This window comes from Nonomuraea sp. NPDC050153, assembly GCF_044460125.1.
In the GTDB taxonomy this organism is placed as follows: Bacteria; Actinomycetota; Actinomycetes; order Streptosporangiales; family Streptosporangiaceae; genus Nonomuraea.
This window is the reverse complement of the sequence record NZ_JBITJQ010000019.1, coordinates 182540-207614: the sequence shown is the minus strand read 5'-3', so window position 1 is coordinate 207614 and position 25075 is coordinate 182540. Positions and strand designations below refer to the sequence as shown.

Annotated in this window: 16 protein-coding genes and 1 pseudogene; 5 read left to right on the top strand and 12 right to left on the bottom strand. The window is 66.3% G+C overall.

The window, feature by feature from the left end:
- Window positions 1-363 precede the first annotated feature (363 nt).
- The 5 genes from ACIBQ1_RS37235 to ACIBQ1_RS37215 form a co-directional block, all read right to left on the bottom strand.
- The gene (locus tag ACIBQ1_RS37235) at window positions 364-1503 is read right to left on the bottom strand and encodes a hypothetical protein (protein ID WP_397284196.1); all 1140 of its coding nucleotides are present in this window, start codon (window positions 1501-1503) and stop codon (window positions 364-366) included.
- A complete protein-coding gene (locus ACIBQ1_RS37230) occupies window positions 1460-5920 on the bottom strand; it encodes a hypothetical protein (RefSeq protein WP_397284194.1) in 4461 nt (1486 codons plus the stop codon). Before ACIBQ1_RS37230 ends, ACIBQ1_RS37235 begins: the two co-directional genes overlap by 44 nt.
- 1 nt (window position 5921) lies before the next feature.
- Window positions 5922-6746 carry a hypothetical protein gene (locus ACIBQ1_RS37225; RefSeq protein ID WP_397284192.1) on the bottom strand — a complete coding sequence of 275 codons (825 nt, stop codon included), beginning with the start codon at window positions 6744-6746 and terminating at the stop codon, window positions 5922-5924.
- Window positions 6746-8221, bottom strand: a complete 1476-nt coding sequence (locus ACIBQ1_RS37220) for a hypothetical protein (protein WP_397284190.1) — start codon at window positions 8219-8221, stop codon at window positions 6746-6748. Before ACIBQ1_RS37220 ends, ACIBQ1_RS37225 begins: the two co-directional genes overlap by 1 nt.
- A gap of 141 nt (window positions 8222-8362) precedes the next feature.
- Complete coding sequence (locus ACIBQ1_RS37215; RefSeq protein ID WP_397284223.1) at window positions 8363-9358, bottom strand: DUF4236 domain-containing protein; 996 nt, start codon at window positions 9356-9358, stop codon at window positions 8363-8365.
- A gap of 340 nt (window positions 9359-9698) precedes the next feature.
- On the opposite strand from ACIBQ1_RS37215, the gene ACIBQ1_RS37210 reads away from it, so the two are divergent.
- Both ACIBQ1_RS37210 and ACIBQ1_RS37205 read left to right on the top strand, forming a co-directional pair.
- Entirely contained in the window at window positions 9699-10901 is a 1203-nt protein-coding gene (locus ACIBQ1_RS37210) for a tyrosine-type recombinase/integrase (RefSeq protein ID WP_397284221.1), read from the top strand.
- Window positions 10902-11589: 688 nt separating this feature from the next.
- Window positions 11590-11817: pseudogene (locus ACIBQ1_RS37205) on the top strand (NlpC/P60 family protein); the annotation flags it as partial.
- Here the strand turns inward: ACIBQ1_RS37205 and ACIBQ1_RS37200 are convergent.
- The 7 genes from ACIBQ1_RS37200 to ACIBQ1_RS37170 form a co-directional block, all read right to left on the bottom strand.
- Window positions 11814-12818 (bottom strand): sugar phosphate isomerase/epimerase family protein, encoded by a 1005-nt coding sequence (locus ACIBQ1_RS37200; RefSeq protein ID WP_397284188.1) that lies wholly within the window; start codon window positions 12816-12818, stop codon window positions 11814-11816. The pseudogene ACIBQ1_RS37205 and the gene ACIBQ1_RS37200 overlap by 4 nt on opposite strands.
- A complete protein-coding gene (locus ACIBQ1_RS37195) occupies window positions 12815-13954 on the bottom strand; it encodes a Gfo/Idh/MocA family protein (protein WP_397284186.1) in 1140 nt (379 codons plus the stop codon). The genes ACIBQ1_RS37200 and ACIBQ1_RS37195 overlap by 4 nt, the downstream gene beginning before the upstream one ends.
- A gap of 117 nt (window positions 13955-14071) precedes the next feature.
- Window positions 14072-15133, bottom strand: a complete 1062-nt coding sequence (gene iolC, locus ACIBQ1_RS37190; protein ID WP_397284184.1) for a 5-dehydro-2-deoxygluconokinase — start codon at window positions 15131-15133, stop codon at window positions 14072-14074.
- Window positions 15130-16041, bottom strand: a complete 912-nt coding sequence (locus ACIBQ1_RS37185; RefSeq protein WP_397284182.1) for a hypothetical protein — start codon at window positions 16039-16041, stop codon at window positions 15130-15132. Before ACIBQ1_RS37185 ends, iolC begins: the two co-directional genes overlap by 4 nt.
- The gene (locus ACIBQ1_RS37180) at window positions 16038-17006 is read right to left on the bottom strand and encodes a cyclase family protein (RefSeq protein WP_397284180.1); all 969 of its coding nucleotides are present in this window, start codon (window positions 17004-17006) and stop codon (window positions 16038-16040) included. The genes ACIBQ1_RS37185 and ACIBQ1_RS37180 overlap by 4 nt, the downstream gene beginning before the upstream one ends.
- 138 nt (window positions 17007-17144) lie before the next feature.
- Window positions 17145-18047 carry a Gfo/Idh/MocA family protein gene (locus ACIBQ1_RS37175; protein ID WP_397284178.1) on the bottom strand — a complete coding sequence of 301 codons (903 nt, stop codon included), beginning with the start codon at window positions 18045-18047 and terminating at the stop codon, window positions 17145-17147.
- Window positions 18048-18240: 193 nt separating this feature from the next.
- On the bottom strand, window positions 18241-19758 hold the full coding sequence (locus tag ACIBQ1_RS37170) for an APC family permease (RefSeq protein ID WP_397284176.1): 1518 nt from the start codon (window positions 19756-19758) through the stop codon (window positions 18241-18243).
- 479 nt (window positions 19759-20237) lie between these two features.
- Here ACIBQ1_RS37170 and ACIBQ1_RS37165 point away from each other — a divergent pair, with 479 nt between their 5' ends.
- The 3 genes from ACIBQ1_RS37165 (at window position 20238) to ACIBQ1_RS37155 (ending at window position 24963) form a co-directional block, all read left to right on the top strand.
- Window positions 20238-21521 carry an FAD-dependent oxidoreductase gene (locus ACIBQ1_RS37165; protein WP_397284174.1) on the top strand — a complete coding sequence of 428 codons (1284 nt, stop codon included), beginning with the start codon at window positions 20238-20240 and terminating at the stop codon, window positions 21519-21521.
- Between the two features lie 149 nt (window positions 21522-21670).
- Complete coding sequence (locus ACIBQ1_RS37160; RefSeq protein WP_397284172.1) at window positions 21671-23329, top strand: cytochrome P450; 1659 nt, start codon at window positions 21671-21673, stop codon at window positions 23327-23329.
- Between the two features lie 125 nt (window positions 23330-23454).
- Window positions 23455-24963, top strand: coding sequence for an NAD-dependent succinate-semialdehyde dehydrogenase (locus ACIBQ1_RS37155; RefSeq protein ID WP_397284170.1), 1509 nt, complete (start codon window positions 23455-23457; stop codon window positions 24961-24963).
- The last annotated feature ends 112 nt before the right edge of the window (window positions 24964-25075 follow it).

Sequence of the window (25075 nt, the reverse complement as noted above, 5' to 3'; positions counted from 1 at the left end):
TTGTCTTCTCCTCATTGAGGGCATCGCCCTGCGCAGGGCCAGATCTCCTTGCCGATTGGACGTACACGAGCAACCATTGAGCAACCATGGGGCCATCGATACGGCGCCCAGCAGGATGGCGCTTCTCATCTGTGAGTACGGCGATTCTACAACCTGCGCTAAGTTCATCAAGCCCTGACCCAGCGGCTTCGCTGCATGCCATTCCGGAGCCGAGTAGGAATCGAGGGCGAAGCGCTGGCCTGAACCTCTCGGCCGAGCCCCTTCTCGAATAGTCGCATGCCGCTTGAACTTCATGAATTATCGGCGGGAGCACTATTTGAAGCTCAATAAAGGGCCGACCATAAACAATACCCCATTGTGCCTTTATGTAACGTCCAGGTGCCAGGCTGATTCACGAGTCAGATGGCGGTGGTTGGCCCATTCTTGGGCGATTCTCTGACCGTTGGTGAGGAGGGTGGTAACGGCTGGGAGATGAGCAGGAAGTAGCCAAGAGGTGAGGGAAGCCGCAGCGGATGGGTTGATGGCTGCCTCGGTTCCGTGGCGGGGTCGACCAACGCGCAGGAGCAGGTCGTAGAGGGCGTTGGCCGGGAGAACGGGTGGGAGGCCAGCCGCAATAGCGGCCCGTGACGCTGCAAGGGGGATGGTTAGGCCGCTTGGGTCAAGGTCTCCGAAGTAGCGGATTTCGGTGATCCGGTGTTTTGCGGCGATCGATCGGATCGATGCACGGAATGAGTTTCCGACTCCCCAGGCCACATATCCGAGCCGGTGCTTTGACGGCAGGCTGTCGACGATGGACCACCAAGTTGTGGAGTTCTCGATCACCAACAGCATGTCACCTCCACCTACCCGATGGAACCGGCCGCTTTCGTCCTCGCCAGGGAAGGTCTCGGTGAGGAGGGGAAGTGGCGGGCGGAAAGTGCGGATTACACGGTCGAGGCGTGAGGGTTCCGAGAAGAGAATGCCACTCTTGAGATTGTCGAGGGCCTTTTCAGGGACGGGAAAGTCATCATCGGATCCGTAGGTGCCGAAGATCTCCAACGTGCGCTCGCGAAGGGGAAGCGGTGTCAGATCAGGAGAGCTTTTTAGCCACGTGTTGATGGCAGCGTAGGCAGCCCGTTGACGTCGACCCGCTGTTTTCCAACCAGGGGCGAGGAAGCTGACTTCAGGATGCCAAGGCGGCATGGGGGTAGGGGACAGTTGCGATACAGGCTTAGGCAGCAGCCAGATTCCGATAGGAAGTGGGATTTTCTCGGGAGTCAGCTCTCGGAGCGGTTTGATGATGTGATGAAGTTCGAGCTGCTGGAGGAGATGAGCGAGCACTTCCGGTTCGTAGACGTCGTCGGGGTTGCGGTTGTTGATGCGCCGGAAGATGTCGAAGACGTCTTGGATCGGGATACGGGTCTTGGAGCCTTTACCGAGGCCACGGTCGGTGGCCCACTGACGGAGTCCGGCGGCGAGCTCACGTTCTCGCCTGGGAAGAAGGCTCTCCGGGGTCTCTGCCATGGTCGTAGATTCTCGCAGCAGTGATCAGCCCTGTGCCGTCGGCAGGGGGTAGGTGGTCGAGCTGTCCCTTGATGCGTGCCTCAAGGGACAGGTATTTCCGGGCAGATCGGAGGTCGGCGTCGTTGCGAAGCCTGATGATCAAAGGAAACTGACGGAGTGCCTTGTCATCGAAGAGCCCAGTCGTGTAGATGAGCTGAACGCCGAGCGCGTGTGCGACAGACCGTTGAAGATCAAGGAGGTAGTCGGCGTTGGCCCGACCGATCGGGTTGTCGAGAAACAGCAAGCCGGCGCGGTGGTCCAGTCGCCGCCCCCGGTCGTTGGCCCGGAGTGCCGCCATGGTGCAATAGAGGAGGATGGCGGCGGTGAGCTGCTGGCCGCCGGAGAAGACCTTCTTCACTCGTGACACTCGCTCGCATTCGACGCGCAGAGTTGTGTCGGGTTTGAGGACGAGGACCTTGAACCCTCTAGGTACGGCGGCGTGGACGGCCCTAAGCACTAAGGCGAGGCCGGTGCGCTGGACTTTGCGGTTGTCGGAAGTTTTGCCAGCGGCCGCTTCGTCGATGACCTCACCAAGACGCTCGATGAGCACTTCATCGCTTAGGCGGTCGTACTGGAAGCGTAGGAATTCCTCGTTTCGCCAATCACCGAGGTGACTCGGGAGCCGGGAGACCCGTTGAGCGGAGCGCAGGATGTTGAGTGCCTTGCCGACTTCCCCTTTAAGAAGAGTTACGATGGTCCGGCGATGCCGCTCGATTTGCTCCAGATCGTCATTGAGGGACCGGAGCCGAGGACGGAGCCGTTCCTCCCAATGCGGAGCGCTCTTGGCGAGCCGTTCAGCCTCTGTCCCGTTGATCTCACGCTGGACCGCAGCGCTCAGCTGTGCAAATCGCTCCTCCCTGCTGAAGGTGTGTAGGGCACGTGCGGACTTTTTGACCAAGTCTGCGCCTTCCGCTGCCATGGATCGCGCGGATTTCCTCGCGGTAATCAGAATGGCGTGTTCGCTTTTGGCGGCCAAGTAGCCGCCCTCATAAGGCACGCTGGCGGTTTCGGGCAGGTCCTCCCGAAGAATGTCGGCCATTGTCTCGAAGGACTGGGCTGCTTCTTTCGCGTCCGAGTGTTCCCGTCGCCGGCTGAGAAGTGCCTTTTCTCGATCGACGGCCAAAGGGATGGCCTTCGCCAGCGCGTCATGTGTTTCCTGGATGCCTTGATCGCAGATCGTGACGTCCGTTGGCAGAAAATCGTGGAGCTCATCGATAGGTCCGACGTTGCTGTCGTTCCAAGCTTCCTGTTGTCGCTGAACCTCGTTGCGTCGTTCTCCGCATAGTACGAGCGCGTTCTGGTGCTCTTGGTCCGCGGCGGTCTTCACTCGTGAGGCTAGTCTCAACGCCGACGTTCGGCTGGTAGCGTTCGCCCCCTCCGGCGTGCCGAGAAGCTCCTTGGCACGTTCCCGGACTTTGGCGGATAGCGCCTCGTAGGCAGTCGCCGTCGTCGTAGCCGCCTTCTCTGCGCCCGCGAGCCGATCTCGCAAATCCTCGACGGTGCCGATAGTTCGGTAGCGCTCGGCGGCAGTCTCGTAGAGGTCGCGCAGTACCGGGACGGGCTCGGACGGTCGCTCATCCTCGACCGTTACTCCTCCACAGCCCGGTAGCGCGGCTCTCTCCCCATGGAGGTCTTGCTCCGCTCTGCGCTGCTGATCGGCGGCCAGCACCGCCTGCGTGGCCTTGTTGCTTTTGTCCTGTGCTCGTCGTCCGTGAGCCTCGGCGGCATCGCGGTTCATCCGTGCGAGCTCTACTAGCGCTTTCTGCTCGTTCCGCCAGCCAGGAATCTTCGCTGCCTGCTCGGCCAGAGCCTCGAGTGCTCGGGCTCGCTCCTCTAGCTCGATCTTCTCTTCCGTCGCGACCAGTTGCTTTGTGCGCGCTCGGGTGAGGAGGGCCTCATTCCGTTCCTTCGCCTGTTCGGCTTCCGTGACGGCGGACAGAGCTGCGGCGTACTGCTCAGCGGCTTTGTCCCGCTGCTCTTCGAGCTCGGCGACGCGACCCGCAGGATAGTCTCGCAACCAGTCGCCGACCCTCCTCGATAGATCAATGTCCCTCTGGCGGGACTTTGCGAGCACAGCGAGGTTTGCGGTCCGCTCCTGGTGCTGTGTCTCGATCCGCTGATGCTCCTGGTCAGCCTCCGCCGGGTCGTAGAGCGCGGGTTTGAAAGGTAGAACCAAGGCCGGTGCGCTCGGACCGGGCTGTTCCAGCGCCTCTGTTGCGGCGATAGTCACAGCCCATGCCGACTGGTGCCGGTCCCCGGAGAGGATCCGCCTGGCGCTGTCGATGTCGTCTTTCGAGTTCAGCAGGATGCCGGCCACCAGATGGGGGTGGATGCGGATGAACTCGCGTCGGCGGTCCGGATCGGGAATCCCGGCGGCATATTCCCACCCTGGCCAGGCTTGGACGCCCTCAGCATCGAGTGCTGCGCACGCCTCCTCTACCTCGATTGGCGGAGGCAGTAGGTCGCCTTCGGCGAGAGCTAGACGGTCGCGTTCATCCCGGGTCTCTTCGACCATGAGACCCACACTGTCGCGAGTGCAGTCCGCGATTGCCTGGGTCAGGAGCTTCACGAGAGCCGGAGCGTCTTGTTCGAGGCGGACATCCTCGGTGTCGAGGAGTGCCGCGAGACGTTCCTCGGACTCAAGAAGACCGCGCCGCTGATAGGCCGCCTCGACCGCGGCTCTCGCCGTCCTGTCTCGCTGCTCGGCATCCTTTGCTTGAGAGTCCGCAGTGCGCAGATCCGCATCAAGGATTGGTCCGTTATCAATGAGCTCATCGATCCGCTTCTGGATGCTGAGAACTTCCTTCACGGAGTCCTCCAGTTTCTGTTGGGCGGCCGAGAGCACGATCGGGAGCTCTTCAACCGAGTCGATGAAGTTGCCCTTTACGGCTTCGCTGAGTTGCCCGTCCACGCCGGCGATCATCTTGGAGAACTGAGCCGCGTTCGCCTCGGCCGTGGCGGCTGCCGCTATCGCCTCCTGCTGGGTCTTGCGTGCGGAAGTTGCTTGCTTCTCATGATCCTCAGCTCTTTCATCCCAGCCAGACGCGGCCTCGGCGGCCTCCTGCGCGAGACCGAGAAGAGCGCGGGCGAGGCGCTTGGCAGCGATCGTGCGAGCTTCGAGGACGGGGCGTGCCTGTACGTCATGTAGCTGAACGAGCATGCGGAGCCGTTCCGCCTCGGCCGAGTTCTTTAGATGCTCGAGCACCTTGTCAGTGCTCTCCCAGGCCTTGACCTCGGTATCGGCTCGGAGGGCTTTACCAGCTGCCTCGTCTGCGTGCCGCTCCGCCTCTTGGAGTTCCAGTGAGGCCTTCTGAAGGCGTAGCGCATCTTCGCGTCGTCGTAGGTCGGCGACCGCAGTGTCGGCGGCCTTGAAGTCGTTCTCGGCTGCTTTCACCTTCTCCACGAGGTCTACCAGTGAGGACTTCTCCCGATCCCGCCGAGTGGCGATCCGGCCAGCGAAAGCACTTATGAACGCCTGCGCCTGCTCCGACCTCTTCTGAGAGACCGCAGCGCGTTCTGCGTCTCTTCGCAGCGGTTCGAGCAACGCCAAGGCCCCGTCAACGAAGTCCCGCTCCAGCAGGGTGGTCGCGCGCCTAGCCAACTTGTCGACGTGCTCGGCGACGAGGTCGGCGAGTGGCATCAGCTCCTTTTCGGGAAGGACCGCTTCCAAAAGGAAGTCGACGAACCGATCGTCTGTCTCGAGAGCGAACGCCCGAACCGCTTCGCCCTCTCCCGCGTTCATATGCCGCTGGTAGCGAAAGAGTTCAGTGTCGATGCCAAGCTTCCCCAAGCGCTCCGTCCAGTCGCGGTGGGTCCTGAGCCAGTAGAGATCCAGCTGGGAGTCCTCGGTGAACCCCGCGTTCATCTGGGACCGGAACGTCTGGAAGGTCAGATAGCGGCCATTCTCGACCAGCGGAAGGTTGTCGAGGTGGAGCGTTTCGGTGGGAAAGAAGCAATACCACTGCTCAAGGAAGTTGTCGGCGACCGCGGAAACCGCCTGCCCCTTCCATGCCATGGTCTTCCCGGTGATCAGCAGTCGTCCTGTTACCGTGTGTGTCCACTCCAAGACGACGTGAGAGATGTCTTTGGCGCCCACGAAGTCGGCCAAGGTGCTTCCGTCGGCACTGCCGACGGTGTTGCGGACGCCGGGAAGCAGGACGGAGAACACGAGTTTCAGAAGGACGGACTTGCCCCCTCCGTTCTCCAGGAAAATGATGCTCGCCGGAGATGGGCGCAGGACCTCCGACACGCTCGCGAACAAGTTGTCCTGATACTCGGTGACCGGATGCCCCGCCTTGCTGAAGTCGAGCAGGACGTTCTCATATCGCGCCCCGGCAGGACCGACCGAGCGGAGGTAGATCCGCGAGATCTCGTACATCTCAGTCGGCTCCGAGGAGTGGTGAGGAATCCGGCCGCCGACTCAAACCGCCGCCCCCAGCGGGAGGTCCGTCCATGATTCTGGTCAGCTCTTTGAACAGTTCGAGAGCTGCGAGCTCCCGGACCTGCAGTTGGTATCGGCTGGTCGTCCGGAAAACCCGATCGCTCTCCTCGCCCTCCTCGCTGTAAGGCGTGAGCATGCCCTCTTCGACGAGGTATTTCACGACTCTGGAGATGAGCGCCTCGTTGGTGTGGGGCGCCACCCGATCATCTCGGGTCTCCGTGGCGTCCGGGCGGCGGGCGTACAGCCGCCATACCCGCTCTAGCTTCGGTTCGTCCTGCGGGGGATCGCCGTTCTCGCCGATCGCCGAGGCACGAGAGTCCAGTTCTTTGCAGACGTCTTGGACGACCCGGTCGACCTCCTTGATCGAGACCCGGCCGACGTAGCTGTCATCGACGAGATCGGCGGGCCGGGGAAAGCCGAGTGCGGCCGTGGCCAGATGGACGATGCCGTGGAGGACGCGTTCGGTCTCCTTGTGTTGGGCTGGACGGAACACCCGAGCATAGGCTTCAAGCTTCGTCTCGAAGACTGAGCCAGGCAACGGTGCGAGAACGGCACCGGCACGGCCGGTGATCCCTACGATGCGCACCTTAAGCCCCGCCACATAGTGGTGGACGACCTGCTCGAAGTAGGGGTCTTCGCAGTAACGCCGGATGAGGGCCGCGTAGTCAGGATCGCGGGCCGGACGCAATCGAGGCCGGAAGCCATAGGAGACGAGACGGCCGGCGGCCTCGATGTCGTCCTCGTCATTCAGCACCGCGTTCACTACCCGTCTGTCCTTTCGTTGTCTCCCTCGACAAGCGCCGAAGTCACCAGAAGGTCGTCACCGCCGAAACCGGGGACCTCGAGCGGGGCGTCCGCGAGTACGGCCAGGCGCATCGTGCCGTCTCCGCGGCGAACGCTTGAGAGCGCTTCCGGCCCGAAGGAGTGCAGGGCCAGCAAGGCCACCAGTTCCGGAAGATTCTCAAGATCGGACTCCGACGCCTCAGCGAGAAGATCCGACAGGTAGCGGACCCGGCCCGGCAGGTTGAGGAGACTTTCGGCGGCACGCCACTCCTCTTCGGTGAATCCACCGCGCTCGATCGGCGCAACGAGGTCGGGCTCGGGAACGGGCTCGGCGTGACGGGGGCGCTCGGGTGGGGGATCGAGCAGCATTGGGACGAGCGTCGCCAGATGGACCGGGCAGTCCGGTTCAGGCCCACTGGACGCGGCGAAAAAGCGCGCGACGGGTTCAGCGGCCTCGGCGATGGAGAGGCCCATCAGCGGTTTGAGTAGGCTTCCGTACAAATCGATACCGAGACCGTCAGACCTTCCTGAGAACTCCTGCCGGTCCTGCTCCTCCCGGAAGACCGTGCGCGCCCCGATCAACCATCGCTGCAGTACTGTGTGTCGGCGAATACAGTCTTCGACGATATCCACCAGCTCGGCCGCCATTCGCTTGGGGTCTGGATCGATGGCCTCGTCTCGCAGCTGAGTGACCTGTGAGGCGATCCCGCGCTCCATGACGACCCGCTCCTCGATGTGCTCCAATGCCTCATCGAGCAGCGCGGGCATCGCCTCCATCCAGTCGACCGACCACACGTCGCGACGGGTGGCGTCGAGACGCGCCCGGATATCTTCTCCCAACTGGATCGTCCGCACTCTCGCCTGCTCCGCGACCAGTCTGGCGTCTTCGAGTCTTCCCCGCTTGATCAGATTCTGGAGCCGAACCTCGGCAGCGATCTGTGCACTCTCGACATCTGTGTCAAGAGCCCCAACCAGCACGTTGAGTGCTTCGTTGGACGCTCTTAGGACCAGACCACCGCGCTCATCCCGCTGTTCCTCCAGGAGCCGGAAACGGAAGAGCAGCCGTTGGTGACGCCCCTCTTCATCCGTCATGCCATAAGTCGAAGTGAAGCCCCGCTCGACATTTTGGGAGTTGAGCAGACCGTTCAGCACCCAGCGCGCCACGGCCGTCCACTCGCTCGCTGGCCGGTCCGGAGCGATCTCCCGGACGAATTCCGCGAGTCGTTCGATGACGTATTCGTGCCCGGCGCCCGTTTCGAAGTCCTGAGCGATCGCGACGATGTCAATAGTGTGCAAGGCCAGCTCGGCCATCGGGTACGCTCGCGCATCCGCCCAGGTGACGAGGCCCTTCCTCTCATCAAGCTCGTGTAACGGCTTAGTGAGCGATAGCGCTTTGACTCTCTTGCTGAACCCGCTGCCGGACGAACCGCCGGATGCCATGACATCGCCAGCCACGCCAATCACTGTAACTCTCAGCTGGGCCCTGAGTGCCACCCTTAACGTTGATAACGTATGCGTATGGCGGCTCACCTGAGCGGCCTAGCCACCTCCGCGATCTCGTCCTTCGTGCTGTGTAGTGCCCCACGAGAGAGCTCCTCAGGGGTGGATCATAGGTGGGCGAGTGGCGATGGTCCGGTGGAGTGCGTTCGCCACAGCGTGGACGAGCGGGACCTGAGAGGCATCCCAGACGAGGTTGAGGCCGCTGTGGCTGCGGAGGATGAGCCTGCCGTACACCAGGATGGGCAGGCGGGCGTTGTTCTTGAAGCGGCGGTCGGGGCCGCCCTTGACGTTGACGTAGCGCCAGGTGGAGTCCACGACCGTGCCGTCGGGTGGGACCGGGCCTGCTTCGATGAAGCGGGCGTGTTCTACGCCGACTTGGAGGTGTTGGTAGGCGAGGTCGGCGACGTGGCGGCCGTCGCGGAGCAGGACGCGGTCGGGGAGGAAGTGCACCGACAGGTTGCCTGAGGTCAGGGTCGGGACGGCGACGTTGGTGACCAGGATTCGCGGTCCCGCCAGCCGGGCCGAGGAGTTCAGCCTGTGCAGCAGGTTGGAGGCGCCGGCGTTCACCTTGAACTGGTAGGTGCTGGTGATCGCGCCGGATGCGGTGATCAGCCAGAACCCGTGGGCTTGCTGGAGGCCGGTGATCGAGCTGACGAGGTGATCGAAGCGCGAAGCGGCTTCGTCGGTCACGTCGTACATGACGACCACCGCGCGAGCCGCCCGGTCGCGCAACGCCACCCAGATCACGCAAGGCAGCCCGACGGCGACGATGACCAGGCCAAAGCGTCCTGTCACCAGTCCCGCGACGAGGAGCGCGGCCAGGGCGAACGGCCAGTACGGTCGGCGGTTGGCGGCTTTCTGTAACTGCTGGACGATGTCACTCGGCTGGGCCGGGACCAGGCTGACGACATCGTGCATGGCCACGTCATGGCCGGGCGCGATGGTGCGGTAGGAGATCGCTCCGCGTCCCATGCGCACGACGTTGCCGCGGGGGCCCATCCCCGCCCGAAGGCCCGGTATTGCGGTCGATACTCCCATCCCAGCCTGGCTGAGGGTGAAACGGAACGGTCCAACCCTGAGGCTGGTGCGCACATAGATGCCCACGATGAGGAATCCTTCCGACCCGGGTGCCCGTTACCGCGGCGGACCGAGGTTCTGGAGATCGTGTATCGCGTCAGGACGCAGTCACGACAGCTGTGACCTGTGGTTGGCGAAGTTCATCCCTGCAGACAAGATCGCCTACCTGATTGTTCCTCTTGTCTGGGTCTGTAGCGGGTCTGTCGTTGCTCGGCTCGTACGTTGCTCGTGAGACGGACGCTGGAGGTAAGCGATGTCGGGCGACAACGAACATTGCGTGGTGTACAAGCGGTGCGGGTGTAGCGATGGGGCGAGTGGCAGGCGGCTGGGCGGTCACTGTGCCCGGTTGACCGAAGTGGGGCATGGGAACTGGTATTTCGCGGCCCAGGTTGTGGGGGCGTCGGGTCGGCGGGAGCGGGTTCGGCGCGGGGGGTTCGCGACCGCTGAGGCGGCGCGGTCGGCGGGCTGCGAACTGCTGACGGCCCAGGCGGATGGGCCGCTTTCTGCTGGGTGCACGGTGGGGCAGTGGTTGCGGTACTGGTTGTCGGTGGTGGAGTCGCGGTTGCGGCCGACCACGCACCGGGCCTACCGGGATCACGTTCGGTTGCATCTGGTGCCGTACCTGGGCCGGGTGAAGCTGGTGGAGTTGTCGCGGCGGGATGTGACGCGGATGTTCGTGGCGTTGGGGCGGCGGCGGACTCGGTATGGTGCGCCGATCAGCGCGTCCACGTTGGAGCGGATCCGGGCGACGTTGCGGGCGGCGCTGAACCACGCGGTGCGTGAGGACTTGATCGCGGGCAATCCGGCGCAGGGCGTCCGGTTGCCGGCGCCGGTGCAGACGCATCCCGTGGTGTGGACGGCTCGTCGGGAGGCGGCCTGGCGGCGCGGGGGAGAGCGTCCGCCGGTGGCGGTGTGGACGGTCGAGCAGTTGGCCGCCTTCCTGCGCTTCGCGCGGGAGGATCCGTTGTTCGTGCTGTGGTGGCTGGTGGCCTTGCGCGGGCTGCGGCGCGGGGAGGTCGCGGGCCTGCGCTGGGTGGATATCGATCTGGAGCGGCGTGAGCTGACCGTTGCCCATCAGCTGGTGCACACCGACGAGGGGCTGGTCTTGTGCGAGCCGAAGAGCGCGGCCAGCCGGAGAACGTTGGCACTCGATCCGGAGACTGTTCGGCTGCTGCGCCGACACGAGCGGGCGCAGCGCCGGGGGCCGGGGGAGCGGTGGTCACCGACCGGCCCGGTCTTCGCCCTGGGCAGCGGGACGGCGGTGCAGCCGAGCTATCTCACGCACCGCTTCCATAAGCTGGTCGCCGCCAGTGGGCTGCCGCCGGTCCGATTGCACGACCTGCGCCATGGAGCTGCGACGTTGGCTTTGGCGTCGGGCACGGAGTTGAAGGTGGTGCAGGGGACGCTTGGGCATGCCAGCATCGTGCTGACCGCCGACACCTACGCTTCGGTGCTGCCGCAGCTGTATCACGACAGCGCCAAGGCGACCGCGCGGCTGGTGCTGAGGGCGGTTCGGGCGACCAACCGGAAGATCGGCAAGGCCCGGGATTCGACGTGACTCACATGTGGCTCACCGTGACTCACGATCAGATGACGCGACTACAGACCCGGGTAAAGCCGCAGGTCGGCGTGGTAGGGCGGGTGGGACTTGAACCCACGACCCACGGATTATGAGAATCCTCGGCTGATGTCGCTCAGTGTCACGGAGTGCTGTTCTGTATTGTCGTGGCCGGAATTATCCCCGTCGTCGTGTCGGTCTGTGCCGACGTGTGCCGTGCTGTATCGCGTACACGCGAGCAACCACCGAGCAACCATGCGTTCTTGACCATCGGCGCTATGTGCCATTTGTCCCCCATCTCGGCGCGGCTGTCTGGGACCAGGCTTGCGTGGTGAACTCGAACTTTACGGCGGATCGAACGTGTGCGAGCAACCACCGAGCAGCCATCGCCTGGTCATTAGCGTCCACAGGCAGGATGGCTCGCAGCGGACCTCGGATGCGATGCATGGTCTGCCTGACGTGCATGGACGTGATTTTCGGCAGGCACACCCGCAGGCCCTCGAACCAAACCGGATCTACCGCGCGCGGATCTATCGCCGTCCGGGTAGCGCTGGCGATGCGTGGCCAGAGATACGCCTGGGGAGGCGGCGGCGTCGACGGGGCAAGCTCCGGTATCAGCCACGGCGCCGGCACCAAAGGCTTGGACCGCAGCGGGCTGACCCTGTACACCTGAGCCAGAGCCGGGGTCCGGATCGGCGGCACCACCTATGAGCAGATCAACGATGGCACCCGCATCCTACGGTCGAAGAACCAACCCGGAGATCTGATCTTCTACGACACCGGCCCTGCCCGCTTCGGTCCCGACGACGTGGGCCTGGCCGACAACGCCACCGCCATGGTGCACGCAGCCAGCACCGGAAAGACAGTCGCCACCGCACCCATCCGCCCCGGCATCATGGCCGTCATCCGACCCTAGTCAGTGGCGAGGACGCGGTTGAAGTAGTCGATGCCTTCTCGGATTTGGCGCTGTGGGTCAGGGGACATGTCGATTTCTGCGACGCCCCATCCCTTCCAGTCATGGTCGCGGAGGATCTGGGTCCACTCGGCCCAGTCGACGACGCCGTCAGGGCCCATGACGCGGAAGTACTTGATCATCACGTCGTGCCGGGTCATGGGAGGGCCGCTGAGGGTGTGCGGGGGAAGATGGCTGGCGCAGTCTTTCCAGTGCAGGACGGGGGCTCGGCCGGCGTGCCGCTGGACCACGGCGAGCGGGTCGCCGCCGTCGAGCGCGATGTGCCCGGCGTCTATGCAGAGCTTGACTCTGGCGGGGTCGGTCAGCGACATCAGAAGGTCGATGTCGTCAGTTCGGGACGCCAAGGAGTAGGCGTCGGTGTGGACGGCGACGTGCAGCCCTTCAGCGGCGGCAACTTGGCCGATGCGGTTGAGCTGTTCAGCGACGGCACCCATGAGGTGTTCATCGACGGGGGCGTCGAACGCGGCCGCGGAGGCCTCGACTCCTTCGATGTCGGAGAACGGGGCGCGGGGGACGGTGCTGGTCACCAGGGTGGGGCAGCCGACCTCGCGGAGGAACGCGGCGTGGCGTGCGGTGTCCTCGTCCAGTGCCCGCTCCGCCTCGGCCTGGGCCTGGGGGTCAGGCGCGTCGAGGGCGGCCTTGAGAAGCACGGGCAGGACGTAGCTGGACGACATCCGCAGGTCGCGGCGGTCGAGTTCCCGCTTGAACGCGGCGGCTGTCCCGTAGGCGCGCAGGGCGTTGACCCAGCCGCCGGGGGCGGGCGCCAGCTCGATGCCGGCGAGCCCGACCTGGGCGGCTTCGTCGAGCATGCGGTCGAAGAAGCGGCGGGGATCGTTGTCGACCTCTCGCTCCCAGGCGTCGTAGGGGAGGTCGGCGGGCAGACCCCAGTAGCGGGGGGCGAAGAAGGTGACCAGGTCGGTGGACCAGCTCAGGTCGAGGCTCATGCCTTCACCTCGTCGACGGTGACCCACCGGTGGCTGTCGGCGGACTGAATGACGGCGGCGATGACGCGCTGGGTGCGGGTGGCGTCCGCGAAGTCGGGTGAGCCGGGTCGACCCTCGACGATGGCTCGCACGAACTTCTGCAGTTGCAGGGCGTGGTCGTCGATGTAGCCCGATCCCATGCCGGCGATGGGCCACCAGACGTCCTGGTGGTGCTCGTTGACGATGATGGTCCGGAAGCCCTGCTGCTCGGGGGGGTCGTTGACCAGGCTGAGCTGAATCTCGTCGGAGCGGTTCCAGTCGAACTGGACGGTGCCACCGGTACATTCGAGCTCGAAGAACATGCGGTTCTTGCGGCCGGAGGCGTACATGGTGGCTGCGAAGGAGCCGATGGCGCCGTTGTCGAAGGTGACCATCCACAGAGCGGCGTCGTCGAGGTGGCCACCCTCGCGGCGGTCGTTGTCGGAGAGCCAACTGCTGTTCTCGGCGGGGTTCTTGGCCCCGAGGATGGCGTTGACCTGCTCGATGTCGCCGACCAGGTAGGAAGCCATGTCGATGAGGTGGGATCCGATGTCACCGGTGACCCCGGATCCGCCGGCGCCCTTCTGGGCGCGCCAGCCGCTGAGGACGCGCCCGAGGATGCTGCCGTCTTGGGTGTAGTGGGTGCGGAACTGCAGGGGGTGACCGAGCGTGCCGTCCTCGAGCATCCGCTTGACGAAAGTGATGGCGGGCGCGTGCCGGTAGTTGAAGCTGACCTGGTTGACCACGGTGCTGGCCGCCGCGGCGGCGGCCATGGCGTCGGCCTCTGCCAGGTCGTTGCTGATCGGCTTCTCGACCAGGACGTGTTTGCCGGCTTCGATCGCGGCGATGGCGATCTCGGCGTGCGAGGCGGGCGGGGTGACGATGTCGATGACGTCGATGTCGTCGCGGGCGACGACCTCTCGCCAGTCGGTGGACCACTCCTCCCAGCCGAGTCGCTTGGCGGCGGTCGCGGCGCGCTCGTCGTCGGCCTCGACGAGGACGACCTTGCGGATGCCGGCGCCGGGGTCGGCGGCGATGGGGGCTACCGCCCAGCCGAGGCTGTGCGCGAAGCCCATGAATCCAGCGCCACCAACGATGGCGACCCGGATCTCGGTCATGACGGGTACTCCTTCAGAGAATCTGTTCGAGCGGTGAAGAACGGACTGGGGGCGGGGCTGGTCGGTTGCGGGATGGTCCCGCGCTGTGCTGCCAGGGTGGCTGTCCCGGTCGGATGGCTATCCGGCGGAGGCCCGGCCGGCTGTGACGCTTCTCGACGTCCGGTTAGCGGCGGCGAACTCGGTGAGGTCGGTCAGGGTGGGCATGGCCAGGGAGCATTCGCGGCGGGTGGCGACCAGTGCCCCGGCAGCGTTGGCCAGGTCGAGGGTCTCCTGGAGCGGGAGACCTTGCAGAAGGGCGTGACACAGGGCGCCGCCGAATGCGTCGCCGGCGCCGAGCCCGTTGACGACGTCGACGGGGATGGGTGCCGCGACGACTCGTTCGTCGCGGGTTCTGGCGAGGACGCCGCGGGGGCCCATTTTCACGATGGCCAGTTCGACGCCGCGCTCGAGGAGCGCTTCGGCGGCTCGGTCGGGCTCGGTCTCGCCGATGGCGACACGGCATTCCTCGAGGTTGCCGACGGTGACGGTCACGTGGTCCAGGGCGGTGTCGACGGCGCCGTAGGCGTGGTCCTCGCTGTCCCAGAACATGGGCCGGTAGTCCAGGTCGAGGATGGTGTTGGGGCGGCGGCCGCGGGCCTGCCAGGCGGCGTGGTGAGCACTGCGGGTGGGTTCGCTGGACAGGCCTGTGGCGGTGGCCCAGAAGATGGGCGCCTGCTGGATCAGGTCCAGCGGAAGGTCGTCCTCGTCGACGTACATGTCGGGCGCGGTGGGCTTGCGCCAGATGTAGAGCGGGAAGTCGTCGGGAGGGTGGATCTCGCAGAAGGTCAGCACTGATTGGGTGTCGGGGACGGGGGTGATCCAGGTGTTGTCGACCCCGAGCCGGCCGAGCTCGTCCCAGGCGAACCGTCCGAAAGGGTCGTCACCGATGCGGGTGACCAGGGTGGCGGTGTCGCCGAGCCGGGCGATCGCGACGGCGACGTTGGTGGCGCTGCCGCCGATGGACTTGCTGAAGGTTCGCACCTGCTCCAGGCCGACGCCGACCTGCTCGGGGTACAGGTCGATGCAGATCCGTCCGACGACGAGAACGTCGGGGACGCTCGTGCGGCCTGGGGCGTCCGCGCTGTCCACGCTTGCTTGTGCGGCGACGGATGGTGTGTTGGCGAGTGTGGCTCGAGTCATGAGACGGCATCCCAGATGTGGTCGGTGAGGCCCTGCAGGTTGGTTGCGGCGTAGGACCGCAGGTACTCGTGCGGGTTGGGCGCGGTGACGGCTCCGCTCCATACCGCGCGTCCGGCGAGAAACCCGCTGCCTCCGCCTGCGGCGGAGGCGGCGACCGCGGCCGCGAAGTCGTGGGCGGCGACGCCGGAGGACAGCACGACCCACGGGCAGGCCATCACGTCGGTGATGGCCTGGGCGGTGGTGGTGGCCAGGTGCCGGTCGGCCGGTGAGCCGAAGACGACCTCGGTCTTGTAGAGGTCGGGCTGGGTGGGGGCGAGGTCGACCGCGGCGGCGATGAGGGCTTCGGCGAATCCGCCGGAGGTGGCGGCCCGACCGTCGCGGGGCCGTACGACGCCCTCGAGCACTCCCGGGAGCCCCAGCTCGCGGCAGCGGGCCATGAAGGCGTGAGCCAGGTCGATGGCCTCGCCTCGGTGCTGCGGATGCCACGGCAGGAGCAGCTTGAGGGCTTGGGCACCGAACCGGTCGACGGTCTCCGCGGTGACGGTGTCGTCGATGGCAGCGATGTCAACCGGTCCTCCTGCCTCGGATGAGGACAGGATGTCGGCGGCGAGGATGACCGGGCACTGGGCTCGCCGCGCGGCCTCGATGCCGTACTGCTGGTCGAGCAGGATGCCGCTGGCGGCTCCGCTGATGGCGTCCACTACGGCGGTCTTGAAGTTGGCCAGCGTCGCGTCGTCGACCTCGTCCAGCTGTTGTCCCTCGCGCAGCATGTGCCGTAGGGACTCGCGCTGGTCGACCGCGACCATGGTGAAGAAGCCGTGGGAGTCACGGAAGACGTCGATCGCGGCGGCCATGTCGGCAGACGAGGTCGTGTGCGGGCCCGGAGGTGGGGTGGGGGAGGTGGTCATCGGATCACCATCGGGTTCACGGGTGCGCCGCTGCCGCCGACGATCTTCAGTGGTGCGGCGGCGTAGAGGAAGGTCCAGCGCTGGTCGTCGGCGCAGGCCGTGGCCAGGTCGTCGAGTTGGCACAGCTCGGTGAAGGTGACGCCGAGGTTGCGCATCAGGGCGCAGTGGAGGGGCAGTTGGAGGCCGCCGGGGTAGAAGCTGAGCTCGTTGGCGATGGTGTCGGTGACCAGGTTGGGGATCTCCATGGTCTGGAACCACTTGACGAGCTCGGGGCTGTAGACCAGGCCGGGCTCGTTCCAGTCGCGGTAGAAGTCCTCGCGGGCGGTGCGGTAGTAGGAGCCGATCCAGCCGGTGCGGATGATAAGGATGTCGCGGGGCTCGATGGAGGTTCCCTGCTGGCCGGCGGCTGCGAGCAGGTCGTCGAGGGAGATCTGCTCTCCGCTGTCGAGGACGTCTTTGCCACGGGCGCGGGCGATGTCGATCAGGACGCCGCGGCCGACCACGCCTCGTTCGCCGATGGGCAGGACCGAGGCACGGGTCAAGGCGCCGATGGTGGTGTTGGCCGGGTAGCCGTTCCACACCTGGTCGCCGTACCAGTAGTGCGCGAGGGCGTCGTACTGGGTAGATCCCTGGGTGAACATCTCGATCTTGTCGTCGGCCCAGTGATGCCCGTCGGAGGGTTCGGGCTCCTCACCGCGGGCGAAGAACCCCTCGTCCATGACCTGAGTCCGCACTGCCGGGGTGCGGCCGGGCCACACGGGGTCGGGCCGGTCTGGGTCGCCGATGGGCACTTGGAGGGTGAACACCTCGCCACTGCGCACTGCGCTGACCGCGCGCAGAATCTCGGCGGGGCCGAGGTAGTTCAGGCTGCCCACCTCGTCGTCGGGGCCCCACTTGCCCCAGTTCGAGGGGCTGTCGGGGCCCAGCAGTTGCTCGATGGTGGTTACCGGGTTGTTGTCGGCCATGGGTTCGTTCCTTGTCGAAGTCACCGGCTGTCGGTACGTCGTCCGTGGCAGCCGGGTCTGGCTGTGGTCAGATGCCTGTTTCAGCCCGTGAGGCCATGCCTCCTACGGGGGCAGGGGCCGTGAGCCATCGGTTGTGGGTCACGCGTTCAGCGGCGCGGTGCTGTCGGGGTTGGTGACAGCGGCCTGCTCGAGCAGCCGCTGGATGTAGAGGGCTCGGTGGATGTCGACCTCGTGGGACTTCCCCGAGGCGACGACCTCGGCGAATTCGCGCCGGATCACACCGGGCACGGCGGGATCGCCGTCCTTGCCGACGAACTCGCACTCCAGTTCGCCCTGCTCGGTGTAGACCTTGACCCCGGCGACGTCGCGGACGACCGGGCTGGTCAGGGACATGAAGGCCTGGCTGATGACGCCGTTGGCGTGGGTTGCGGTGATGACGTACCAGCGCTGCGGGTCGCCCTGTCCCTGCACGTCGACGATGGGACCGACGGCGGCGTCGAGGGTGTCCAGGATGTGGGGTCCCAGGTCGAGCAGTCCACCCTTCTCCACCCGCCAGGGGGTGGCGAAGAACCCACCCGGGAGAGCGGCCTGGTTGACGTAGTAGCCCACGGCGCCGATCGGGGTCTGCTCGCCGGCCTGGTCGAGGAACTCGCGGATTCGAGGGCTGTATCGGTTGGTGAACATCACCTGGGTGGGCACTCCGGCGGCGTCGATCGCGGCGACGAGTTTCTCGGCCTGGGCCAGGTCGAGGCCGATGGGCTTCTCCAGCAACAGCGGCTTGCCGGCGGCCGCGGCCTGGGGGGCGAGTTCGGCCTGTACGAAGGGCGGGACGGCGAACACGACGGCGTCGACGGCGTCGAGCAGGTCCTTGAAGGTGTTCGAGACGGTGGCCCCGAACTCGGTGGCGATCTCCTGGGCGGCCTCGGGGCGTCGCGCCCAGACGGTGGTCAGCTCGGTCTCGGGACCACCGGTGATCATCGGGGCGTGGAACACCTTGGCCCACGGCCCGGCGCCGACCAGTCCGATCTTGACTCCGGTCATGACTGCTAACCCGCTTTCTACGCAGCTGGTGTGCTGCTGTTGTGTCGGTTTGTTCGCTGGATGCTCAGCGGTGACGTGCTGGGTGTTGCGACCCGGTGGGTGCCCCGCCGTCGGCTTCCGTTCGGTGGCCGGTGGACGGCACTGACTGCGCTGGACGGAGTGCTTGACGGCGGGGCGCTGGAGCGGGTGCGGGTCAGGCGCCGCCGGTGGCCTCCATCTGAGCCTCGCCGGTGGGGTCGGTGGCGATGTTGTCGCCCTCGGCCCGGCCGAGCTGGGCGTACAGATCGGGCCGGTTCTGCTTCATGTAGTAGGCGACACCGGAGCCCGCGGCCAGGAAGGCGATCAGCACCAGGAGCATCCACAGGTTCTGGCCGGGTGCGCCGCCGACGAGGAGGTCGAAGCGGATGATCGCGAAGATCACGACCGCGGCCAGGATCGCGAAGGCGATGATCGGGGCGATGGTGACACGCCAGGCGGTCTCACCGGCCGGTCGGCCGGTGGTGGCGAAGTAGCGCCACACGGCCAGGCTGACCAGCGCCATCAGGGTCAGCACGCCGGCGGTGCCGATACCGCTGCCGGCGCCGATGACCTTGTTCTCGTCGGGCACGAAGAAGACGGCCAGGACGAGGAGTGTCCCGACGATGATCGAGTTGGCCAGGGAGGACCGGTAGGGCGACTTGTGCTGAGGGTGGACTGTGGCGAGCCAGGTGGGCAGGGCGTGGTCGGCGCCCAGGTTTTGCAGGTAGCGAGCCACGACGTTGTGCGTGGACAGCACCGAGGCGAGGGCCGAGGTGGAGACCAGCAGGAGCGTGATGGTGGCCAGGTTGCTGTTGACGTAGACGGCCAGGGCGTGGTCGAACATGGTGGTGGGGTCGTTGACCGCTCGATCGGCCGCGCCGGAGCCGTAGGCGATGATCAGCGAGTAGGCGGACAGGGCGTAGAAGGCGCCGATCAGGAACACCGCCAGGTAGGTGGCGCGGGGGATGGTCTTGCTGGGCTGGCGCACCTCGTCGCGGTACAGGGCGGTGGCCTCGAAGCCGATGAAGTTGCCGAAGGCGAACAGCAGGGCCAGGCCGGTTCCGCCGTTGAAGAAGTCCCCGGGGTTCAGTGGCTCGGCCGACAGGCCGCTCTCACCGCCCTTGGCCAGGACGAAGAGGTTGAAGATGCCGACGAGGATGACCTCGAAGACCATGACGGTGCCCAGCACCTTGGCCGACAGCTCGATCTGGAAGTGGCCGAGGATGGTGATGAGCACCCAGCAGCCGGCGGTGCACGCCCACCAGGGGATGGAAGGGCCGCCGAGGTGGTCGATGGCGGCGGAGACCATGACGCCGGAGAAGGTGTAGATGCCGACGGTGATGAGCATGTACGAGACCGAGGCGAGGTAGGCCCCGCCGACGCCGAGGAGGCGGCCCAGCCCGAGGCTGATGTAGGCGTAGAAGGCGCCCGGCCGGTGGATGTGGCGGGTCATGGTCGTGTAGCCGACCGCGAAGATGAAGAGGCCCGCGGTCGCGATGACCCAGGCCAGGGGTGCGGAATCGCCGACGAAGCCGATTGCGAAGGCGATGTAGCCGGACACGGTGACGATGGGGGCGGAGAAGGCGAGGACGCTCAGGACCAGTGAGGTGGTCCCGAGGTTGCCGGACAGACGGGTCGTGGACTCGGTGACGCCGACGGCGGCGGAGCCCGGACTGTTGATTGCTTCGCTCACGGTGGATCCCTCTGAGGAATTGAGTCGGAAAGCTCACGGGAGATCTGACGGCGATGTCACTCGCGCTCGCTGGGGGATGACAGGGGACGCTACCTAACGTTCGTCAGTATGGGAAGAGCAGCGTTGAAATACGTCCCTGACACCCTATGTAGCTCGCCGACCTGCGGTTCCGCCGTCGCGGCCGACCGCTAGGCGTGCTGCGACGCAGTTGCAAGTCCGTTGGCAGACGAGGCGTTTTTCGTCATTATACCTCTAGACTTACGAACGGTCGTTAGGTATGGTCCCGGCATCCAAGCTCGCAATCAGCCGAGACGCCGACGCCACACGGAGGCTGTCAAATGACGCCAAACTCGTCCGGGGACACCGGTGGTCCCACCGACCCTGCCGTGGCCCGGCCAGTCTGTGATGCGCGGCCTGCTCGTGATGTTCGGGCTCGACGCGAGGCTCGGGCGGGACGCGCGGGCGCCGGCAGTTCGGGCGTGACCGGAGAGGTCGCCATCATCGGCTGTGGACCCTCTGGCTGCTACACCGCGCTCGCCCTCCGGCGGTTGGCCCCGGAGGTGAAGATCACCGTCTTCGACGGTCGCCTCACCCCCTACGGCCTGGTCCGTTACGGCGTAGCCTCAGACCACCAGGGCACGAAGGGCGTGAGCCGGCAGTTCGACCGGCTCTTCGACTCCGATGGCGTCGAGTTCGTCGGCAACACCGTCATCGGTCGCGACATCTCACTCAAGACACTTGAGCAGGCCTTCGACGTCGTCGTCATCGCGACCGGGCTCTCCGAGGACCGGCCGCTGCAGGTACCGATCGATCCGGAGGCGCGGGTCTACGGCGCCGGTCAGCTCCTCCGATTCCTCAACGGGGACCCCGACAGTCACGTGCGTTCACTCGCCGGCTCTCACGGACCGCTGGGAACCGACCTCCTCCTGGTCGGCGCCGGCAACGTCGCCATGGACGTAGCCAGGCTGCTGTGCAAGACCGAGGAAGCGTTTGCAGGGTCCGACATCGACGACGAGGCGTGGCTCAGCCTGGCCACACCCGACCTCCGTCGGCTGACCCTGCTGGCCCGCGGCCCCCGCGAACGCGCCTGCTGGGACGCCTCGATGTTCACCGAGCTGTGCCGCCTGCCCGGCGTCGTGATCACCGTCGACGGTGAGGTTGAGGAACGCAGCCTGTCCGGCGGCGCCGAGGTTGGAGCGTCGCCCGTGCGCGATGTCATCCATGTCGACATCCACTTCAACGAGTCCCCGGCAGCGATCGAGTACGCCGGCGGCCGAACTCTGGTCCGCGCGCGACGGACCAGGGCGACTTCCGGATCTGAAGACTCCGGGAAGCCGGGGGAGTGGGCCGGGGCAGGCGAGGAGGCTTATGTCGTCGACACCGTCGTGACGGCCATGGGTTTCGTCCGACCGACCGTCGAGCAGAACCCGGTGGCACACGCCGACCCTGAACGTCAGGTGTGGGTCGGTGGCGCTCACAGCGGCGCGCTGGGCAACCTGGCCGAGAACCGCACGCTGGCCAAGATCGCCGCTGAGGAAGTGGCTGACCGGTTGAAGCGATCCTCCGGGCGGCCGGGCCTCGAGGGCATCCGTGACCTGCTGCCGCCGGACGCCGTCTCCTTCAAGGACTGGGAAGCCATCGACCGCGCCGAGATCGCGCGTGCGCGGTCCGACCGGCTGCGGTGGAAGTTCACCACCCGCGAGGAGATGGCTGACGTGGTGGAGAGCCACCGCGGGGCCACCGCCCCCAGCCCGACCACCTGACTGACCTGACCGACCCCGCCTCTGAGGCGGCTGGGGCCGCCGAAACGACCGACGCGATGCACGACCACGTGAGCGTGACGGACAAGCAGTAGCCAAGCAGCAGACCCAACACGAGACACCGCAGCCCAGGAACCCGAAGGAACGCTCCCATGACGCTCATCCATGTCTGGTACGGCACCGAGTCCGGCAACGCGGAGATGGTGGCCGACGAGATCGTCGAGACCCTCTCCGACGCCGGCATCGAGACCCAGCTGACCGAGATGACCGAGCTGGAGGCCGGCGACGTCGCTGATGCCCAGATCGCGGTGGTCATCACCTCCACCTACGGGGAGGGCGGCCTGCCGGCCACCACCGAACCCCTCTACGACGCTCTCAGCGACCAGCGGCCGGACCTGCGCCACCTGCGCTTCGCCGCCTTCGGCCTGGGCGACAGCAGCTACGAGAACTACAACAACGCCATCAAGACCATGTCGCAGCTGCTGGTCGACCTCGGCGCCACCCAGATCGGCGTCACCGGCCGCCACGACGCCACCTCCGGGCTTGACCCCGCCCAGGTCGCCGCGGACTGGGCGGACAACGACGCTCTGCCCATCCTCATCCCTGCCGCTGAAAGGACCACCATGGCGCCCACCACGATCGAGGACGACCTGTTCCCGTGGAGTAACAAGGAGTTCCAGAACAACCCCCACCCCTGGTACGACCGCGCCCGCGAGCTCGGCCCGGTCCACCAGACCGACGAGCGCACCTTCGTGGTCCTCGGCTACGAGGAGGCCATGAAGTTCGTCAAGGCCCCGGTGATGAGCATCCGCGAGCCCAGCTGGGTCCATGAAAACCCCTGGCTGGCCTTCGGGCACACCGTGCTCTCCCTGGACCCGCCCGAGCACACCAGGGCCCGTCGGCTCTTCTCGCGCTGGTTCACCCCCAAGTTGATCAAGCAGTGGGTGGAGGCCACCCGCGCCTCGTTGCAGGGGATCCTGGACGGCTACCAGCCCGGCGCGGTCATCGACGCCCACTTCGACCTTGGGGTCCTGCCCACCCACACGACCATGGCCCAGGTCCTGGGCCTGCCCGACGGCGAGGTCGAGCCCCTGTTCTGGGCCCTGTGGAACGCCATGCTGGTCCAGGCCACCGACCCCGGCGAGGGCATCCGGGAGAAGTCCATCGAGAACCTGAAATACATGTTCGACACCACCGAGGCCCTGCTCAAGGAGAAGGAGGCCAACCCCGGCAACGGCCTGGCCGACGAGCTGCTGGCCGCCAGCAAGCGCGGCGAGGTCACCCCGCGCGAGGTGCTGGAGAACATGGTGCTGTTCTACATGTCCGGCGCCCCCAACCCCGCCTACCTGGTCGGCGTCGGGTTCGAGCTGTTCGCCGAGCGGCCCGACATCATGCGTGACTACCGCGACAAGCCCGAGGCCCGCGAGCGCATCATCAACGAGCTCGCCCGGCTCCACCCTGTCGAGCTGCTCCTGACGCGGTTCCCGACCGAGGACGTCGAGATCGCCGGCACGATCATCCCGGCCGAGTCGATGATCAAGTTCCCCATCGGTGCGGTCAACCGGGACCCGGCCGTCTTCGACAACCCGCACGAGTTCGACTATGAGCGGCCCATGGAGACCAGCCGGAACCTGACCTTCGGTCTCGGAGCCCACAGCTGCGCGGGGCAACTGATCGCCCGAGCCGAGGTCGACGTCATCTTCACCATGGCCACCGAGCGGTTCACCAAGGTCGAGCTGCCCGAGCCCCCGACCCGTGTGATCACCGACCGGCTGGTCGCCTTCGAGAAGATGCCGGCCATCCTCACCTGACTCCGGCGAACCTCGGTCTCAGAAAACTGACCGACAGCGTCGGCCGGCCCGGAGCCCACACCCGCTGGCGGGCCGACGCCGCACCTCCTTGCAACGCCCCCTGATCGCACACAGAACGGACGCCGATGGACAGCGGATCTGCACCCAACGAGGCAGCGACGACGGCTCAGTTGCGGGAAACCGCGCTGGGCCAGGTGCCCGTCGGGCTCTTCATCAATGGCGAGTGGCGCGACGCCTCCGACGGCCGCACCATCGCAGTGGAAGACCCGGCAACCGGTCGAACCCTCACCGAGGTCGCATCGGCGACCGTCGGTGACGGCGCCGCCGCCCTGGACGCCGCGGTCGCGGCCCAAACCGAGTGGGCGGCCACCCCGCCGCGGCAGCGCGGAGAGATCCTGCGCGCGGCGTTCGAGTTGCTCACCGAGCGCTCCGACTACTTCGCCATGCTCATGACCCTGGAGATGGGCAAGCCGCTGGCCCAGGCCAAGGGCGAGGTGACCTACGGTGCGGAGTTCTTCCGGTGGTTCTCCGAGGAGGCCGTGCGCATCGACGGGCGCTGGTCGACCGCGCCGGACGGCAAGACGCGGTTGCTGACCATGCGGCAGCCGGTCGGCCCGACGTTGATGATCACGCCCTGGAACTTCCCCCTGGCGATGGGCACCCGCAAGATCGGGCCGGCGATCGCCGCCGGCTGCACCATGGTGGTCAAGCCTGCCTCCCAGACGCCGTTGACCATGCTGGCCCTGGCCGACCTGCTCACCGAGGTCGGGGTCCCCGCCGGCGTCGTCAACGTCATTCCCACCGGCATCAGCGGCCAAGTGATGACCCCGCTGATCGCAGACTCGCGCCTGCGGAAACTCACGTTCACGGGGTCCACACCGGTGGGGAAGGCACTGGTGAAGGAGTCAGCCGGCCAGTTGCTGCGAGTCTCCATGGAGCTGGGCGGCAACGCGCCGTTCCTGGTCTTTGACGACGCCGATCTCGACGCCGCCGTCGACGGCGCGATGCTGGCCAAGATGCGCAACATGGGCGAGGCGTGCACCGCGGCCAACCGCTTCCTGGTCCACGAGTCGATCTCCGACGAGTTCGGGCGGCGGCTGGCCGCGCGCATGGAGGCCGAGGTCGTTGGCCCGGGGACCGATGAGGGAGTCACGGTCGGGCCCCTCATCGACGCCAAGCAGCAGCGCAAGGTCGCCGATCTGGTCAACGACGCCGCCGGCCGCGGCGCCGACCTGCTCACCGGCGGTCGGCCGGGCAACGGCCCCGGCTACTTCTTCACCCCCACCGTCCTGGCCAACGTGCCTCAGGGAGCCGACGTCTTCCGCGAGGAGATCTTCGGGCCCGTCGCCCCGATCACCACCTTCTCCGATGAGGACAAGGCCGTGCAGCTCGCCAACGACACCGAGTACGGCCTGGTCGCGTACGTCTTCACCGCCGGCCTGGAGCGGACGGTCAGAGTCGCCGAGCGCCTGGAGTTCGGGATGGTCGGTATCAACCAGGGCATCGTGTCCAACCCTGCTGCGCCCTTCGGCGGTGTGAAGCAGTCCGGCTTCGGCCGCGAAGGCGGACCCGAGGGAATCGATGAGTACGTGGAGACCAAGTACGTCGGCATCAACCTGTCTGCGAGCTCCTGACGGAAGGCGTCGGCGGGCCGAAATTCGAGGCGTGCCATCGACGCCCTTGCACCCACGCACAGGGTCCGTCGCCGCTGAGCCAGCCGATCAGCGGACTGATGAGGAGAAGGGA

What these genes read in the sequence shown, in the direction of transcription:
- ACIBQ1_RS37235 (WP_397284196.1), bottom strand. Translation starts at nt 1,503, where the DNA reads ATGGCAGAGACCCCGGAGAGCCTTCTTCCCAGGCGAGAACGTGAGCTC.
- ACIBQ1_RS37230 (WP_397284194.1), bottom strand. Translation starts at nt 5,920, where the DNA reads ATGTACGAGATCTCGCGGATCTACCTCCGCTCGGTCGGTCCTGCCGGG.
- ACIBQ1_RS37200 (WP_397284188.1), bottom strand. Translation starts at nt 12,818, where the DNA reads ATGAGCCTCGACCTGAGCTGGTCCACCGACCTGGTCACCTTCTTCGCC.
- ACIBQ1_RS37195 (WP_397284186.1), bottom strand. Translation starts at nt 13,954, where the DNA reads ATGACCGAGATCCGGGTCGCCATCGTTGGTGGCGCTGGATTCATGGGC.
- iolC (WP_397284184.1), bottom strand. Translation starts at nt 15,133, where the DNA reads ATGACTCGAGCCACACTCGCCAACACACCATCCGTCGCCGCACAAGCA.
- ACIBQ1_RS37185 (WP_397284182.1), bottom strand. Translation starts at nt 16,041, where the DNA reads ATGACCACCTCCCCCACCCCACCTCCGGGCCCGCACACGACCTCGTCT.
- ACIBQ1_RS37180 (WP_397284180.1), bottom strand. Translation starts at nt 17,006, where the DNA reads ATGGCCGACAACAACCCGGTAACCACCATCGAGCAACTGCTGGGCCCC.
- ACIBQ1_RS37175 (WP_397284178.1), bottom strand. Translation starts at nt 18,047, where the DNA reads ATGACCGGAGTCAAGATCGGACTGGTCGGCGCCGGGCCGTGGGCCAAG.
- ACIBQ1_RS37160 (WP_397284172.1), top strand. Translation starts at nt 21,671, where the DNA reads ATGACGCTCATCCATGTCTGGTACGGCACCGAGTCCGGCAACGCGGAG.
- ACIBQ1_RS37155 (WP_397284170.1), top strand. Translation starts at nt 23,455, where the DNA reads ATGGACAGCGGATCTGCACCCAACGAGGCAGCGACGACGGCTCAGTTG.